Below are 16,183 nucleotides of genomic sequence, written 5' to 3' on the forward strand. Positions count from 1 at the left end.
AGGGGAAGTCACTGCGCCTATGTTGGCTGGGTGTTGATGACGCAACGCAAACGGGTGGTGGTGGGCATGAGCGGCGGGGTGGATTCCTCCGCCGCGGCGGCGCTTTTGCTGGAGCAAGGGTATGAGGTCATCGGGGTGACGCTGAAGTTGTGGCCGCAGGATTGTGTAAATCGGGCCGAGGACAAGTGTTGCGGGCCGCAAGCGGTGATGGATGCGCGGGCGGTGTGTCACCGGCTGGGGATTCCGTATTATCTGGTGGACGAGGCGGAGGAGTTTCAGCGGCTGGTGATTCAGTACTTTGCGGAGGAGTACAAAGCTGGGCGGACACCCAATCCTTGCGTGATGTGCAACGAGCATTTGAAATTTGGGAATTTATTGCGCAAGGCGCGGGCGCTGGGGGCCGAGCAGGTGGCCACCGGGCATTATGCGCGGGTGCGGTGGGATGAGGGGACGGGGCGGCACTGGCTGTTGCGCGGGCGGGATGCGCGGAAAGACCAGAGTTACTTTTTGTTCAGTTTGCGGCAGGAGCAGCTTGCCCATGTTTTGTTTCCGCTGGGGGAGCAGACCAAGGATGCCACGCGGGAAGTGGCCCGCGAGCGGCAGTTGAAGACGGCCGGCAAGGAGGAGAGCATGGAGATTTGTTTTGTGCCGGATCGGGATTATGGGAAGTTTTTACGGGTGGCCGGGTTGGTGCAACCGCATCGCGGGGACATTGTGGATTTGCAGGGGCGCAAGGTGGGGGAGCATGAGGGGATAGAGTTTTACACCATAGGGCAGCGGAAGGGATTGCGGGTGTCGCATCCTACGCCGTTGTATGTGGTGGACTTGGACGCCGCAAATAATCGGGTGGTGGTGGGGGGGGCCGAGGCATTGGAGCGGCGGGAGCTGGTGGTGGAGCGGTGCAACTGGATTCCGTTTGCGGTGCCGCCGGAGCGCATGGAGGTGACGGCGAAGATTCGTTACAATCATCCCGGCGCGGCGGCGGTGGTGGAGCCGGCTCAGGATGGGACAGCGCGGGTGAGTTTTATAGAGCCGCAGCGCGCCATTACGCCGGGTCAGGCGTGTGTATTTTATCAGGGGGAAGTGGTGGTGGGGGGGGGCTGGATAAGACGGTGAAGGGCGCGTTGGGGTAGAGGGAGGTTGGGATAAGTGACTCCGCACGTCTTGGTTATGTTTTTGCCCTCACCCTGGTCCTCTCCCCAAGGGAGAGGGGAAGGGGGTTGCGGTGCGGATTTTGGTTTGGGGAGGCGGGGGCCGGAGAATCGAGGTGGGCGAGACCTATTCGCTTGCGCGGGGGCGAGGGGACGGGTACAACAGGCCAAAAATTTGAACGAATATGTCAACTGAAAGCGCCGTTTCACCTGAGATTTTGCAGACGTTGCCTTCCGATGAAGTGCGCCAGATCATGTGGCGATTTGCCGAGCGTTATGATCTGGCGATGCTGGTGCAATCCACGCGGGCGGTGGCGCGGGGGCCGGTGGCGCGGCTGGTGGCGGCCGGGGGCCGCAACACGCATGAGTGGACGGAGGAGAAAAATAATTTGCTGAGCGTGTTTGATGCGGCAGGCATTACGGCGGCGTATCTGGAGCCGGAGTATGGCGGTTTCATTGAAGGGCCGAAGAATCTGGCGCTGGCGTTGATGGCCTTTGAATTGTCGTGGGTGGATGCGGGAGCGGCGACGTGCAGTCTGGCGGGGAATCTGGGGTTGTCGCCCATTCATGAGCGGGGCACGCCGGAGCAGCGGGAGAAATACATGAAGCTTTGCGCGCCGCCCAAGCCGGGGGAAAACCGGCAGCCGTGGCGGGCGGCGTTTGCGCTGACGGAGCCGCTGCCGTTTGTGGGGGTGGAGACGGGTTTGTTGAGCGGGAAGGTGCGGGTGGCGGAGTGGAAGGAGGGGGAGGAGCCTTTGTTGCAGGTGGACAAGCGCGGGCGGTTCATCACGAACATGGGTTTTGCCAATGTGGTAACGGCGGCGGTGGATTCGGGGGATCCGCGGATCAAGGGCAGTTGCATGATCATTCTGGAGCAGAACGATCCGGGGATATTTGATCGGGGGGTGCCGACGCGCAAGCTGGTGCATCAGCTTTCTTCGACACGGGATCCGGTGTTCAGCTTGAAGGTGCCGGCGAGCCGGATTATTGGGGGATACACCATCAAGGATGGGGTGATTGTGCCGAATTACAGCCACGGGGAGATTATTGAGGCGGTGTTCAGGCGGACGCGGGTGACAGTGGGGGTGATGACGTCGGCCAAGCTGCTGTCGGCGATTGAGCCGGTGATACGGTACCAGCGGACGCGCTTTCGTGGGGGCGAGGGGGATCCGGATTCGCCGCGCAACCAACTTGGCTTGCAGACGAAGGAGGATGTGGTGCAGCGGCTGGTGGACATCTGGGCGACGGGGGAGGCGAGTGCGTCGCTGGGGTTTGAGGCGGCGCGGTTGTTTGACACGCTGGATCCGCTGGAGCGGCGGAAAGACCAGTTGTTGAAGGAACAGAAAATTGAGGGGGGGCGCGCGCAGATGAAGTTCCTGGCGAAGGTGGGGGAACAGGCCATTGAACTGCTGGAGCTGGAGGCCAAGCCGGAGAAGGAGCGTGATGCCGCACGTTATGCGGCGTTGAAAGGGGATGAACTGGTGCAGTTTGTGTTGCTGGATTCCCTGGCCAACGTGCTCTGTCCGGCGTGCAAGTTGTGGAATACGGGCCACGGGGCGAACATGATGCGGGAGGCGGTGAGTCTGATGGGGGGGTATGGGGTGACCGAGGATTGCCCGGGATTTTTAGGGCATAAATGGATGGATGCGCAGTTGGAGGCGACTTATGAAGGGCCGGAGGCGGTGCAGCGGCGGCAGTTGTCCATCACCATGACCAACGAGGTGTTTTTGGCGCAGTTCAAGCAGTGGATTCGGCAGATGCGGCGGATTGGCAGCCTGCATCCGGACACGGGGGCCTGCACGCTGGCGACGGCGATGCAGATGTGGCTGTGGAGTCTGGAGCATTTGCAGAATGCGAAGGATGCGGAGGGCCGCAAGTTGTACCAGAGCAACCGGCATGGAGTGACCTTCCCGCTGGCGGACGCATTGTGCTGGTTGCTGGCGGCGCGGAGCTTCATTTTGGATGTGTTGGAGCTGGGGGCGCGGGGCGGGGAGCATCCGGCGGTGGCGCCGGGGCTGCCGGGATTGCTGCGGTTCATGAAAGACCTGTGCCATGTGCAGTGCGCGCGGGCGGCGGGAGAGGTGGGGCGGATTTGCGCGGAGCTGGTGTTTGGTTACAACCGGCATCCGGAGTGGACGCCCGAGGCGTGCCAGCGGTGTTATCTGGAGGAAGACTTGCAGGCGTTGGAGTCGGTGATTGCGGGCATTGCGGGGAGTGCGCCGGAGGTGACGCCGGCGGGGGAAACGCATCCGTTAAAGGCCGGGCCGTGTGTTTGCACCGAGGGATTGGAAGGGTTCATCCGGCTGCGCATCCGGCTGGACGGGTGTCTAACGGGGGCGCGGCTGGCCAAGGACCAGGCGGCGGCGGCTTTGACGAAAGTGATGATTCCCGAGGCGCTGGATTATCCGGCCTGAGTCGGCGATTGGCGAAGCCCGGAGCGGTTGAGTGGTTTTGAGGGGGCAGCGCGCGGCGGCGGTGGCGCTGGGCGTGCTGACGGCCTTCATGGATTGATTTTGGGTCTTGGCGGCTTGCTGGAGGTTGGCGCATGCCGGCCCAAGACATTTCCCTTTTAGGTGGAGGTGAGGAGAAGCACAGGAGGGAGGCGGGGCGGGGAGAGGTCGTGTCTGCCGGCGATTCAAGCGATGCAGCATCTTTCGAGGAGTGTAGGCATTTTTTGGGGGGGATAACCATAATCAAGACTTGGCAGGGGGCAGGAATATCCCTAGTGTGAAGGGCAACAGCCTCGCCTGAGAGACCTTTCCCGGAAAGGAAAGGCATGCTGTTGCTTTCCATAATCGTGGTTTGAGGGTCAAACATGCATGAATTGAGTTTTGCGATTTTAGGCACAGGGTTCTGGGCGCGTTATCAACTGGCGGCGTGGCAGGAGTTGCCGGGGGCTCGGTGCGTGGCGTTATACAACCGGACGGTATCCAAGGCGGAGGCCTTGGCGCGGGAGTTTGGGATACCGTCAGTGTATGGGGACGTGGAGGAGTTGTTGCGCAAGGAGCGGGTGGACTTTGTGGACATCATCACGGACGTCAGCACCCACCGTGCGTTTGTGGAGCTGGCGGCGCGGCATGGGCGGGCGGTGATTTGCCAGAAGCCGATGGCGCCCACGCTGAAGGATGCGGAAGCGATGGTGGAAGGATGCGCGGCGGCGGGGGTGCCGTTGTTTGTGCATGAAAACTGGCGGTGGCAGACGCCGTTGCGGGCGTTGAAAAAGGTGTTGGCGAGCGGGGTGGTTGGGCGGGTGTTTCGGGCGCGGGTGACGTACAGCAACAGCTTTCCAGTTTTCGACAATCAACCGTTTCTGAAGGAGGTGGAGCAGTTCATCCTGATGGATATAGGGACGCACATATTGGACACCACACGGATGTTGTTTGGGGAGGCGCGGCGGCTATGTGCGCGCACGACCCGGGTGCGGCCGGACATCCGGGGGGAGGACGTGGCCACGGTGATGCTGGACATGGTGTCAGGGGCCACGGTGGTGTGTGAGATGAGCTATGCGAGCCGGCTGGAGGAGGAGCGTTTTCCGGAAACTTATGTGCTGGTGGAGGGGGCGGAAGGTTCGGTGGAGCTGGCGCCGGATTACTGGATTCGCGTGACGACACGGGAGGGGACGATGGCGCGGCGGCATCCGCCGCCGTATTTTGCGTGGGCGGATGCGCGTTATGCGCTGGCGCAGACGGCGGGGGTGGCGTGCAATGCGAATCTGTTGATGGCGTTGCGCGGCGAGGGGGCGGCCGAGACAACGGGGGCGGACAATCTGAAGACGTTGCGGCTGGTGTTTGCGGCTTATGAGTCGGCGAGCAGCGGGCAGGCGGTGAGTTTGCCGGTGGGAGAGTAACGGACGGGAGCGAGGAGTGATAAAAGAAGGATTTATGAGAAACGTCGCATTGATAGGGGCGGGTGGCAAGATGGGCTGCCGGATTACGGATCATTTGAAGGATCATCCGGCGTATGCGCTGCGGTATGTGGAATGCAGCGAGCGCGGGGTGGCGAATCTGGCGGCGCGTGGGGTGGTTCCCACGCCGATGGAGGAGGCGGTGCCGGGGGCGGACGCGGTGATTCTGGCGGTGCCGGACAAGTTATTGGGCAAGGTATCGCATCAGGTGGCGCCGTTGATGAAGAGCGGGGCGCTGATGATCACGCTGGATCCGGCGGCGGCGCACGCGGGGGAGCTGCCGGAGCGGGAGGACATCAGCATCTTTGTGACGCATCCGTGTCATCCCAGTGTGTTTGACTATGAGGAGGATGCCGAGGCGCGGGCGGACTTTTTTGGCGGGGTGAAGGCGCGGATGCCGATTGTGTGCGCGTTGCTGCGCGGGCCGGAGGAGCATTACGCGTTGGGGGAGGCGATGGCACGGGACTTTTTTGCGCCGGTGACACGGTCGCATCGCATCACGGTGGAGCAGATGGCGATGTTGGAGCCGGCGATGGCGGAGACGGCGGGGATTGCGCTAATCATGGCCTTGCGGGAGGCGCTGGAGGAGGTGGTGCGGCGGGGGGTGCCGCGGGCGGCGGCGGAGGACTTTTTGTACGGGCACATCAAGGTGCCGTTAGGGATAGCGTTTGAGCGGGTGGATTTTCCGTTTTCGGACGGGGCCAAGCTGATTGCGATGTATGGGCGGGAGCGCATTTTCAAGCCGGATTGGAAGCGGATATTTGAGCCGGAGGATGTGAAGGCGCAGGTGCGGGCGATTGTGGAGGGACAAATCAAGCCCAAGGAGTGAGGCGGGGGCAGGCGATGAAACTGGGCATCGGTTCATACACGTATCCGTATTCCGTGGCCGGCAGCGCGGGAGGGGGGCGGCGGTTGACGGCGCTGGGGGTGGTGGAGCGGGCGCGGCGGTTGGGGGTGAGGGTGGTTCAATTCTGTGACAACCTGCCGTTGACGGGGTTGAGCGAAGCGGAGCTGGCGCAGTTTGAAACGGCGGTGCGTGAGGCGGGGTTGGCAGTGGAGTTGGGCACGCGCGGGCTGGGGGATGCGGAGGGTTTGCGGCGGCATCTGGAGCTGGCGGTGCGGCTGGGGACGCCCTTTGTGCGACTGGTGGTGGATGGCGGGGGGTATGAGCCTTCGCCGGGGGAGTGTGTGGCACGGTTGCGGGAGTGGCTGCCGGAATTCAGGGCGGCGGGGGTGAAGCTGGCCCTGGAGAATCATGACCGGTTCACGTGCCGGATGCTGGAGCAGATCATTCAGCAAACGGATCCGGAGTGGGTGGGGATTTGTCTGGACACGGTCAATTCCTTTGGGGCGCTGGAGGGGCCGGAGGTGGTGGTGAGCCGGCTGGCGCGCTATACGTTGAATTTGCATCTGAAGGATTTTGTGATTCGGCGCGTGCCCAATCAGTTGGGCTTTGTGGTGCGGGGTTGTCCGGTGGGGGAGGGGCGTCTGGATGTGCCGTGGGTGTTGGGGCAGTTGCGGGAGGCGGGGCGGGATGTCAACGCGATTATTGAATTGTGGACGAGCCTGGAAGAGGCGGCGGCGGACGCCTGGACGGTGGAGGAGGCATGGGCGGAAGCGAGCGTGCGATATGCGCGGCAATGGATTGAACAATGAGGAAGGAGTTCGGCAAGATGCAAGGTGAAATCAACGAAAAACCCATGAAGCAAAACGACACATTGGGGCAGCGCGTTGGGGCTGCCACGAGAAGAAAAACGCCATGGATGATGCTTTGGATTTGCGCCGCGCTGGCGGGGTTGTGGGTGGCGGGCGGTGGCTGCCAGAAATCCGACTCAAATCAAGCCGGGGGCCAGCCGGGGATGACGATTGGAGTTTCTTTTGAGACGTTGCAGACGGAGTTTTGGGTGGCGGCGCTGGGTGCGTTCAAGGCGGAATGCGGGCGGCGCAACATCAAGATGATTCAAGCGATAGCGGACGGGGATGCCAACCGGCAAATTGAGCAGGTGCGCAACTTCATCACGCGGAAGGTGGACGGAATTGTGATGGTGCCCAAGGATGCGAAGGCGTGTTTGCCAATCATCAAGGCGGCCAACGCGGCCAACATCCCGATGGTGTTGTTCAATCGCCCGCCGGAGAAGAGTGAGGCGCGTTCGGTGGCGGTGGTGGCGGACAACTTTGAACTGACGCGGGAGACGGTGCGGTGGATGATTGGGGAGGCGCGGAAAACGGGGCGGAAACACAAGGCGATGGTGCTTATTGGGGATTTGGGGGACATAAATGCGATTGGGAGGCGTGATGGTTTCGACGCTGCGGTGAAGGAGGCGCCGGAGGTGATTGAGGTGGTGGCGCGGATACCGACGGAGTGGAGCCAGGAAAAAGCGCAAGCGGGGGTGGTGAACGCGTTTCAGGCGAATCCTGACATCAGCTTCATCTTCACGTCGTCGGATTCTTTGCTGCCGAGCATCGTGTCGGCGTTGAAGGCGACGGGGCGGTACAAGAAGGCGGGGGAACCGGGGCATGTGATACTGGGCGGATTTGACGGGGATGCGACGGCGTACCAGATGCTGGTGGAGGGGTATTTGGATGCGACCGGGGTGCAGGATGTGTATTTCGAGGTGAAGGCGTGTTTGCAGGCGATAGAGGATTTGCGAGGGGGGAAGGTGGTGCCGGAGGTCATCAAGGACCCTGGTTTTGTGATTCATCAAGGCAATCTCAAGGAGATGGCGCCGCGGATGTGGGGCGCGAACGTCAAGCGATAGGGGTTATGGCGTGGTGGCGGCGGCTGGTGGAATCCGAGCACCTGGTTTTGGGGCTGGCGGTGGTGTGTTTTGGGGTGATGGCGCCCTTCACGCCGGGATTAACCAGCGGGGAGAATCTGGCCAATCTGGCGCTGACATTGCTGCCGCTTTACATGGTGGCGATGGGGCAAACGGCGGTGATGATTACCGGGGGGATTGATTTGTCCGTCACTTCCATCATGGCGGTGGCGAGCGTTTTGGGGGCGGCGGTGATGAGCGGGGAGCAGGGGTGGCTGGCGGGGCATCCGCTGGCGGTGCCGGTGGGGGTGCTGGCGATGGTGGGGGTGGGTGCGGTGATGGGAGGATTGAATGGGGCGGCGGTGGTGGGGTTGCGGATGCCGCCGTTCATCGTGACGTTGACGAGCATGATTTTTTTCAGCGGACTGGCGGTGTGGGTTACCAATTCACAAAACATCGGGGCGCTGCCAGCGGCGTTTAACGCGATTGGGGGGCGGGCGTGGCTGGCGTTGCTGGTGGCCGTGCCGCTGGCGGTGGCGATGCATCTGGTGTTGCAGCGGACGGTCTGGGGGCGATGGTTGTTTGCAACGGGCCAGAACGCGCGGGCGGCCAAGATTTCGGGGGTGCCGGTGGGTGGGGTGGTGGTGAGCGCGTATGTGGTGAGCGGGTTGCTGGCGGGGGTGGGGGCAATGATGTACACGGGGCAGGCGGAGAGCGGGTCGCCGGTGTTGGGGCAGCGGTTGTTGCTGGACATTGTGGGGGCGACGGTGTTGGGGGGGACCAGTTTGTTTGGGGGGCGTGGCAGCGTGGTATGGACGTTGTATGGGGTGCTGTTTTTCAAGTTGCTGGACAACGGGCTGAATTTGATGGGGCTGTCGCACTACAACATCATGCTCATCAAGGGGGCGGTCATTTTGGTGGCGGCCACGGCGGATGCGTGGCGGCGCCGGTCAACATCATGATTACACTGGAAGGCATACAAAAAAGTTTTGGGACGGCCCGTGTGCTGCGGGGGGTAAGTTTTGCCGTGCCGGCGGGCCAGACGGTGGGGTTGGTGGGGGAGAACGGAGCGGGGAAGTCCACCTTGATGAACATTATTGGTGGCAACCTGCGGCCGGACAGCGGGCGGATGCTGCTGGGGGGACGGCCTTACGCGCCGCGGGATGCGATGGACGCGGCGCGGGCGGGCATAGCGTTCATTCACCAGGAGCTGAATCTTTTTGCGAATTTGACGGTGGCGGAGAATTTGTTTTTGACATCTTTTCCGCGGTGGGGGAGATGGCCGTTGATTCAGCGGGGGGTGATGCGCCAGCAAGCAGGGGCCTTGTTGAGACAGGTGGGGCTGGAAGTATCACCGGACACGCTGGTGGAGCGGTTGACGCCGGGGGAGCGCCAACTGGTGGAAGTGGCGCGGGCGCTGGGGCAGGAGGCGCGGCTTATCATTTTTGACGAGCCGACCACATCGTTGAGCGCGCGGGAGGCGGAGAATTTGTTCCGCCTGATGGGAGAACTGCGCGAGCGGGGGATTTCGATGATATTCATTTCGCACGCGCTGGAGGATGTATTGCGGATGTGTGATGCGGTGGTGGTGCTGCGGGATGGGGAGGTGGTGGCGGCAGGGCCGCGGGGGGAGTTTGACCGGGAGGTCATGATTCGGCACATGGTGGGGCGCCAGTTGCAGCAACTATTTCCGGAGCGGCGGCCGGGGGGGGACGGCGGAGGGGGCGTGCCGGTGCTGGAGGTTAAAGGGCTGAGCCAGCCGGGGATGGTGCATGGGATTGATTTTGCCCTGCATCGTGGCGAGGTGCTGGGGCTGGCGGGGTTGATGGGGGCAGGCCGGACGGAGCTGGCGCGGATTTTGTTTGGGCTGGATCCGTTTGCGGAGGGGGAGATTTTGGTGGGGGGCCGGCGTTTGGGGCGTCCCAGTCCGCGGCAGTGTTTGAAGGAGGGGCTGGCATTTTTGACGGAGAACCGGCGCGAGGAGGGGTTATGCCTGGAGGCGAGCGTGCTGGAGAATGTGGGTTTGGTGGTGTTGTCGCGGCATGCGCGGTGGGGGTGGTTGAATCAGAGGGCATTGCGAGAGGCGGCGGCGGCGCTGTGCGCGGCGGTGCGGCTATCCTCGGCGGCGCCGCTGGAGGCAGCGGTGAATACGTTGAGCGGGGGCAACCAGCAGAAGGTGGTGCTGGCGAAGTGGCTGTTGAGCCGGCCGGAGGTGTTGATTTTGGACGAGCCGACGCGGGGCATTGATGTGGGGGCGAAGCAGGAGATTTATCAATTGATAGCCCGGCTGGCTGAGGAGGGGACGGGAGTGTTGCTGATTTCGTCGGAGCTGGAGGAGCTGCTGGGATTGTGTGACCGGGTGCTGGTGATGGCGCGGGGGGAAATTCGGGATGAATTGCGGCGGGAGGAGTTTGATCGGGAGCGGATTATGGCTGCGGCGCTGGCGTTGGAGCAAGGGGGGCGAAAGCGATGAATCCGGGAACTTCGAGGTGGGTGAAAGGAGTGTTGAATGGCGCGCCGCTGATATTGTTTGTGGCGGTGGTGGCGGTGTTTGGGGCGCAGTCGCCGAAATTTCTGGCGGCGGATAATTTCATCAACATTCTGGTGCAGGCGGCGCCGACGGCGATAGTGGCGGTGGGGATGACGTTTGTATTGTTGTCGGCGGGGGTGGATTTGTCCGTGGGGGCAATCATGTTTGTGGCGGCGGCGGTGGTAGGGAAGCTGACGGTGCAGTTTAACTCGATATGGCCGGCGTTGCTGGTGATGACGCTGACAGGGATATTGTTTGGGGCGTTAAATGCGGCGTTGATTACGTGGCTGCGACTGATTCCGTTTGTGGTGACGCTGGCCATGCAATTTATTGGGCGCGGTTTGGCATTGAATGTGACGGAGACGCGCTCGCTGAGTTTGCCGGATTACTTTTTGAGCCTGGGGACGGAGCGATGGCTGGGGATACCGGCGCCGATTTGGTGGCTGGCGGCGGTGGTGGGGCTGGCGCAGGGGGTGTTGACGTTCACGCCGTTTGGGCGGCAGTTGTATGCGGTGGGGCAGGATGCGGAAGCCGCGCGGAAAGCGGGGGTGCATCCGCGGCGCGTCATCGCGGCGGTGTACGTCATCAGCGGCTTTTGCGCGGCGGTGGGGGGAATACTGGCGCTGGCGCAACTGGGGACCATTTCGCCCAAGTTTGGGGAGAACAAGGAGTTTATGGCGATTGCAGCAGCGGTGCTGGGGGGGACGAGCCTGTTTGGGGGGCGGGGGAAGGTTTTTCCGGGGACCGTGATGGGGGCGATATTGATTCAGACGATTGAGAATGGGCTGGTGATGGTGAATGCCAATCCCTATTTGTATCCGCTGATTACGAGCGCGATTATTTTTGTGGCGGTGCTGGTGGACAGCACGCGGAGCCGGTGGCTGGCGCAGTGGAGCCGCCGCTGGATCAGGCGGGAGGAGGAAGGAGCGGTTTCATGAACAAGGGAGGAAATCGCGAGGTGGATTCGCGGGTCTATCGGACTGGCGCGGTGGGCGAGCCCCCCGCGCCTTTGCCATTGAGGGCCGGGCCTTTGCGACTTTGGCTGGAGACGCATACGGGTTTTTTGCGGCGGGTGTGCCTGGGGAAGCGTGAAGTTTTGCGGGGCATCTATGTGGCGGTGCGGGATGAAAACTGGGGGACCATTGCGCCGCGGGTGCAGGAAATTCGTCGGGAGGTGCAGGGGGATTGTTTTTGCTTTGAATTTCAGTGCGAGCACCGCGAAAGGGAGATTGATTTTCGCTGGCATGGGATGGTGACGGGGCAGGCGGATGGGACGATTATTTACGAGATGGACGGCGAGGCGCGCCGCAGTTTTCGGAAGAATCGCATCGGTTTTTGTGTGCTGCATCCGATTCGCGAATGTGCGGGGGCGCGGGCGCGGCAGGTGCGAACGAATGGGGAGGTGGTGGTGGGACGTTTTCCGCGAAGGATTGAGCCGCAGATTTTCGGGCAAAGCCCTTTTCGGGATATGCGGGGGCTGGCGCATGAGGTGAGGCCGGGTTTGTGGGCGGAGTTGAGGTTTGAGGGCGAGGTGTTTGAGATGGAAGACCAGCGGAATTGGACGGATGCCAGTTTCAAGACGTACTGCACGCCGCTGGCGCTGCCTTTTCCGGTGTGGGTCAAGGCGGGGACGCGCCTTCGGCAACGGGTGGTATTGAGTTTGCGGGCGCGTGGGTTGGTGCGGTTGGCGGGCGGGGTGTCTGCGCGGGCCAAGACGGTGCAGGTGAGCTGGCCGGCGGAGGAGAAGGCGTGGCGGCCATTACCGAAAGTGGGTTTGGGGCTGGCCACGCACGAGGAGCCTTTGGGGGAGCAGGAGGTGGAGTGGTTGAGGGACTTACCGCTGGGCCACGTTCGATATGATGTGAAAATCAGCGAGGAATCATGGCCGGCCAGGTGGCGGCGGGCGGTGCGGCAGGCGCAAGGGTTGGGGGCGCCCGTGGAGGTGGCATTGCATTTGTCGGCGGATATAAATGAGATTCCAGCGGCGCTGGCGCGCAAACTGAATGATTCCGATTTTCGATTGGCGCGGGTTTTGGCGTTGCGGGAGGGAGAGGCGGCAACCTCCAAGGCCACGCTGGAGGCGGTGCGCGAGTTGCTGGGGCGGCGGGCTGCATCGGTGCCGGTGGGGGCGGGGACGGATGCGCACTTTTGCGAGTTGAATCGCGAACAGGCCTTGGGAAAGGTGGCATGGCGGGAGGCAGACTTTTTATTCTGGCCCATCACCCCGCAGGTCCATGCGTTTGATGATTGGTCCTTGGTGGAGACGTTGGAAGCGCAGGGAGATACGCTGGTCACGGCGGGGGCTTTTGCGCCGGGGAGGCCAAATTACATAACGCCGGTGACGCTCAAACCGCGTTTTAATGCCGTGGCCACGACGGTGGAAAAGCATGCGCTCGGGTCGGATGAACTGCCGCCAAATGTGGACCCGCGCCAAAGCTCGTTGTTGGCGGCCGGGTGGACGTTGGGGGCGCTGGCTTCGTTATCGGGGGCGGGGGTGTCAGGGATAACTTTTTATGAAACGACGGGCTGGCGTGGGGTGATGGAGACGGCCAGTGGAAAACCTCAGGCAAGGGGATTTTACTCCATCGCGGGCGGGGTGTTTCCGGTGTATTTCGTATTGGCTGCCCTCCAAGGCTTTGAATGGGTCAGCGCGCCGGTTTTATCGAGTACGGGGGAGGTGAGCGCCGTGGGTTTGCGCGGGCGCGGGGGGCGGCAGCGCTTTTTGGTGGCCAATTTGCAGGGGCAACCAAGAGAAGTGGAGCTAAAGGTGGGTGGGAAGCGGTGGAGAGTTAACAAGTTGAATGAGAAGAGCTATTTGGGGTATTGCCGATGTCCGGAAGCTTTTTTTGAGGAGATGAGGTTGGTGGAGGAAGAGAATAATTGGCGGCGGGGTGAAGAAACGGGGATTTTGCTTGGGCTTGGCCCCTATGAGGTGGCGGTGGTGGACGAGGTTTAGGGGTGGGAGTGGCTCTACTGAGAGGCGGCAGGGGCCTCGAGGGCGAGGTTGAGTTTGCCCAGCAGGCTTTGGATGGTGAAGGGTTTTTCGATGAAGTTGACGCCGGGGTCCACGATGCCCTGGTGGGCGATGACGTTGGCGGTGTAGCCGGACATATAGAGGCAGCGGAGGTTGGGACGGTTGGGCAAGAGTTGCAGGTAGAGTTCACGTCCATTCATGCCGGGCATGATGACGTCGGTGATGAGGAGGTGGATGGTGCCGGGGTGTTGCTCGGCGATACGGAGGGCCTCCTGGGGGGTGTGGGCGGAGAGGACGGTGTAACCGTGGTGGGATAGAATGCGCTCGGCGAGGGCGAGGACCTGGGCTTCGTCTTCCACGACTAAAATGGTTTCGTTGCCGCGGCGCAGGGTGGCGGGGGGAGAGGCAATTTCTGGAGCGGCATTTTGGGAGGCACGGGGCAAATAAACTTTGAAGGTGGAGCCCTGGCCTGGCTCGCTATAGACGTTAATCAGGCCGCGGTTTTGTTTGACGATGCCAAAGACGGTGGCCAGGCCTAGACCAGTGCCTTTGCCGGGTTCCTTGGTGGTGAAGAAAGGCTCGAACAAATGGGCTTTGGTACGGGCATCCATGCCGGAGCCGTTATCGGTGACGGCCAGCATGACATAGTCGCCGGGGGCGACTTCGGCATGGGTGGCGGCGTAGGTGGTGTCCAGGGAGGCGTTGGCGGTTTCGATGGTGATGAGGCCGTGGGCAGAGATGGCGTCGCGGGCGTTGACGCAGAGGTTGGCGAGGATTTGGTCGAGTTGTCCGGGGTCCATGAAGACGTGCCAGAGGTTAGCGCCGGGTTTCCAATCCAATTGAATATTTTCGCCAATCAAGCGGCGCAGCATTTTGAGCATGTCGGTGACGGTCTGGTTCAAATCCAGGACCATGGGGGAGACGTTTTGCTTGCGGGCGAAGGCGAGGAGCTGGCGGGTCAGTTCGGCGGAGCGTTGGGCGGCCTGTTCCACTTCGCGCAGGTTTTCGCGGACGGGGCTGTCAGGCGGCAAATCCTCCAGGGCGATGGCGATGTTGCCAAGGATGGCCTGGAGCATGTTATTGAAATCGTGGGCCACACCGCCGGCGAGGCGGCCGATGGAGTCCAGTTTCTGGGCCTGGGTGAGTTGTTCGCGCAATTTTTTCTGGGTGGCTTCAGCGTCGCGCTGGGCGGTAATGTCAGTATGAGTGCCAATCATGCGCAAGGGGCGGCCCTGGCTGTCGAACTGGACAATTTTGCCGACGGATAGAATCCATTTCCATTCGCCGGATTTGGCGCGCTGGCGAAATTCCACGCGGTAGTCGGGGCGCTGGCCGGAGATGTAGTCCAGGTACACGCCATAGACGAGGTCGCGGTCGTCTGGGTGAAGGCGTTCGCGCCAGGCGGCGTTGGTTTCGTGGAATTCCTTGGGTTCATAGCCCAACATGCGGGCGTATTCGGGGCTGACGATGGTTTCGCCGGTGGCGATGTTGAGGTCGTACAAGCCTTCATTGGCGGTGGCGAGGGCCAGGCGGAGGCGTTCCTCGCTTTCCTGGAGGGCTTGTTCGGCCTTTTTTTGGTGGGTAATGTCGCGCAAGTGTTCGATGACGTAGAGGATTTCGCCGTGGTCATCGAGGACGGGGTAGGAGCGGACGTCGAGCCAGCAATCCATTTCGGGCACGTATTTTTCCAGTTGCGCGGGGGCGCGGGTGCGAAGGGATTCAGCGGTGGCGCACACGGCGCAGGGTTTGAGGCGGCCCAGGAGTTCGTAGCAGGGGCGTCCTTTGGCCTGGTCGGGAGTCAATCCCAGGAATTGGTAGCCAGCGGCATTGTAGCGGACGACCCGGCGCTGGCTGTCGAGCACACCGATGACATCGGGAATGGCGTCCAGCAGCCCTTCCAACATGCGGGCGAGCGAGCGGTTGTGAAGTTCTTCAGCGCGGGCCTGCTGGAGGGAGATTTCGGCCTGATGGTGGATTGTCTGGAGGTGGGCCAGCTCGTGCTGGCTGGCTTCCATGCGCTGGGCGAGGTGTTGCTTTTGTAACTCGCTGTCGGCCGCCCGTTTTTTCCAATCTTCGCCTTGTTGGTGGAAACGGTGGAAGGCATGCACTTGCGCCAAAAAGGCGGAGCCTGAGAGAGGGCCGGCGAGGCAGCCGTCGGCGCCGGCTTCCATGCCCTGAGCTCCTTCGCGGCTCAAGGGTTGTTCCTCGAGGGTAATCAGCAGCAAACCGTGAGCTTGCGGGAAACAGTTCTTGCATTGGCGAACGACTTCAGGTGAGGCGGGGCTGGTGAGGAAGGGATCGAGCAGCAACAGGTCTGCAGGAGAGATGTGAAGGGCTGTCAAGGTCTCCTGGCCGGTGGTGGCCCAGTCTGAAAGATAGCCGGCGGCCTTTAATTCCTGACAGGCTTGGCGGGCGGTTTGAGCGTTGCGATGCGCAACAAAGACCCGGCCATGAACGGACGCAGCATTGGCACTCATAAATACCCATTCGACCCACCCGGGGCCCCTCTGGAAGGGAGGAGCTTAAGGAAAGCTGATTCAGCGAGGTTGAACCGGAGCAGGGCGGGAGGAAGGCAGCTCCCGGCACAAGTGAGGGTCAACCTGCGAGGAAAACATACGCCAGGGACGGGTAAAAAGCCAGAACGAAAGAGAAGGACTCTTTGCGCGGGAAGGAGGAAGAGCCAAAGGAATGGCTCCAACTTTGCGGAGGTGATTGTTTTTCAACGCCAGGGGCAAAGGTTGGCGCATGCGGGAATGGTTCAAAGGAATAGTGCGGGGTGACAAGGCGACGATGGAGGGGGAGGATGCGGTGGTTTGCCGCAGGGCGCCTGAGGGTGAGTTCTTGAAATAGAGGGCGGTCAGGGGCATA

The 16,183-nt window shown here is 61.9% G+C and carries 11 protein-coding genes; 10 read left to right on the top strand and 1 reads right to left on the bottom strand.

Annotated features, from left to right (window positions below; genetic code table 11):
* Positions 1-36 precede the first annotated feature (36 nt).
* The 10 genes from mnmA to NXS98_RS03490 all read left to right on the top strand — a co-directional run bounded on the left by mnmA (position 37) and on the right by NXS98_RS03490 (position 13,297).
* Positions 37-1,116 (top strand): tRNA 2-thiouridine(34) synthase MnmA, encoded by a 1,080-nt coding sequence (gene mnmA, locus NXS98_RS03445; RefSeq protein WP_283847073.1) that lies wholly within the window; start codon positions 37-39, stop codon positions 1,114-1,116.
* A gap of 220 nt (positions 1,117-1,336) precedes the next feature.
* Positions 1,337-3,565: an acyl-CoA dehydrogenase family protein gene (locus NXS98_RS03450; protein ID WP_283847074.1), complete on the top strand. Its 2,229-nt coding sequence runs from the start codon at positions 1,337-1,339 to the stop codon at positions 3,563-3,565.
* Between the two features lie 401 nt (positions 3,566-3,966).
* Positions 3,967-4,998 (top strand): Gfo/Idh/MocA family protein, encoded by a 1,032-nt coding sequence (locus NXS98_RS03455; protein ID WP_283847075.1) that lies wholly within the window; start codon positions 3,967-3,969, stop codon positions 4,996-4,998.
* Positions 4,999-5,032: 34 nt separating this feature from the next.
* Positions 5,033-5,884 (top strand): phosphogluconate dehydrogenase C-terminal domain-containing protein, encoded by an 852-nt coding sequence (locus NXS98_RS03460; protein ID WP_283847076.1) that lies wholly within the window; start codon positions 5,033-5,035, stop codon positions 5,882-5,884.
* Between the two features lie 14 nt (positions 5,885-5,898).
* Positions 5,899-6,711: a sugar phosphate isomerase/epimerase family protein gene (locus NXS98_RS03465; protein ID WP_283847077.1), complete on the top strand. Its 813-nt coding sequence runs from the start codon at positions 5,899-5,901 to the stop codon at positions 6,709-6,711.
* A 107-nt stretch (positions 6,712-6,818) separates the two neighbouring features.
* Entirely contained in the window at positions 6,819-7,814 is a 996-nt protein-coding gene (locus NXS98_RS03470) for a sugar ABC transporter substrate-binding protein (RefSeq protein WP_283847078.1), read from the top strand.
* Between the two features lie 5 nt (positions 7,815-7,819).
* On the top strand, positions 7,820-8,773 hold the full coding sequence (locus tag NXS98_RS03475) for an ABC transporter permease (RefSeq protein ID WP_283847079.1): 954 nt from the start codon (positions 7,820-7,822) through the stop codon (positions 8,771-8,773).
* On the top strand, positions 8,770-10,284 hold the full coding sequence (locus tag NXS98_RS03480; RefSeq protein ID WP_283847080.1) for a sugar ABC transporter ATP-binding protein: 1,515 nt from the start codon (positions 8,770-8,772) through the stop codon (positions 10,282-10,284). Before NXS98_RS03475 ends, NXS98_RS03480 begins: the two co-directional genes overlap by 4 nt.
* Positions 10,285-10,304: 20 nt before the next feature.
* Entirely contained in the window at positions 10,305-11,279 is a 975-nt protein-coding gene (locus tag NXS98_RS03485) for an ABC transporter permease (RefSeq protein WP_283847081.1), read from the top strand.
* A complete protein-coding gene (locus tag NXS98_RS03490; protein WP_283847082.1) occupies positions 11,276-13,297 on the top strand; it encodes a D-apionate lactonase family protein in 2,022 nt (673 codons plus the stop codon). The genes NXS98_RS03485 and NXS98_RS03490 overlap by 4 nt, the downstream gene beginning before the upstream one ends.
* 14 nt (positions 13,298-13,311) lie before the next feature.
* On the opposite strand, the gene NXS98_RS03495 is transcribed toward NXS98_RS03490, so the two are convergent.
* Entirely contained in the window at positions 13,312-15,792 is a 2,481-nt protein-coding gene (locus NXS98_RS03495) for a PAS domain-containing protein (RefSeq protein ID WP_283847083.1), read from the bottom strand.
* Between the last annotated feature and the right edge of the window lie 391 nt (positions 15,793-16,183).

It is taken from the genome of Fontisphaera persica (genome assembly GCF_024832785.1).
Classification (GTDB): domain Bacteria; phylum Verrucomicrobiota; class Verrucomicrobiia; order Limisphaerales; family Fontisphaeraceae; genus Fontisphaera; species Fontisphaera persica.

Excerpts from the sequence above, each read along its gene's own strand:
- mnmA (WP_283847073.1), top strand. The coding sequence starts at position 37 with ATGACGCAACGCAAACGGGTGGTGGTGGGCATGAGCGGCGGGGTGGAT.
- NXS98_RS03450 (WP_283847074.1), top strand. The coding sequence starts at position 1,337 with ATGTCAACTGAAAGCGCCGTTTCACCTGAGATTTTGCAGACGTTGCCT.
- NXS98_RS03455 (WP_283847075.1), top strand. The coding sequence starts at position 3,967 with ATGCATGAATTGAGTTTTGCGATTTTAGGCACAGGGTTCTGGGCGCGT.
- NXS98_RS03460 (WP_283847076.1), top strand. The coding sequence starts at position 5,033 with ATGAGAAACGTCGCATTGATAGGGGCGGGTGGCAAGATGGGCTGCCGG.
- NXS98_RS03465 (WP_283847077.1), top strand. The coding sequence starts at position 5,899 with ATGAAACTGGGCATCGGTTCATACACGTATCCGTATTCCGTGGCCGGC.
- NXS98_RS03470 (WP_283847078.1), top strand. The coding sequence starts at position 6,819 with ATGATGCTTTGGATTTGCGCCGCGCTGGCGGGGTTGTGGGTGGCGGGC.
- NXS98_RS03475 (WP_283847079.1), top strand. The coding sequence starts at position 7,820 with ATGGCGTGGTGGCGGCGGCTGGTGGAATCCGAGCACCTGGTTTTGGGG.
- NXS98_RS03480 (WP_283847080.1), top strand. The coding sequence starts at position 8,770 with ATGATTACACTGGAAGGCATACAAAAAAGTTTTGGGACGGCCCGTGTG.
- NXS98_RS03490 (WP_283847082.1), top strand. The coding sequence starts at position 11,276 with ATGAACAAGGGAGGAAATCGCGAGGTGGATTCGCGGGTCTATCGGACT.
- NXS98_RS03495 (WP_283847083.1), bottom strand. The coding sequence starts at position 15,792 with ATGAGTGCCAATGCTGCGTCCGTTCATGGCCGGGTCTTTGTTGCGCAT.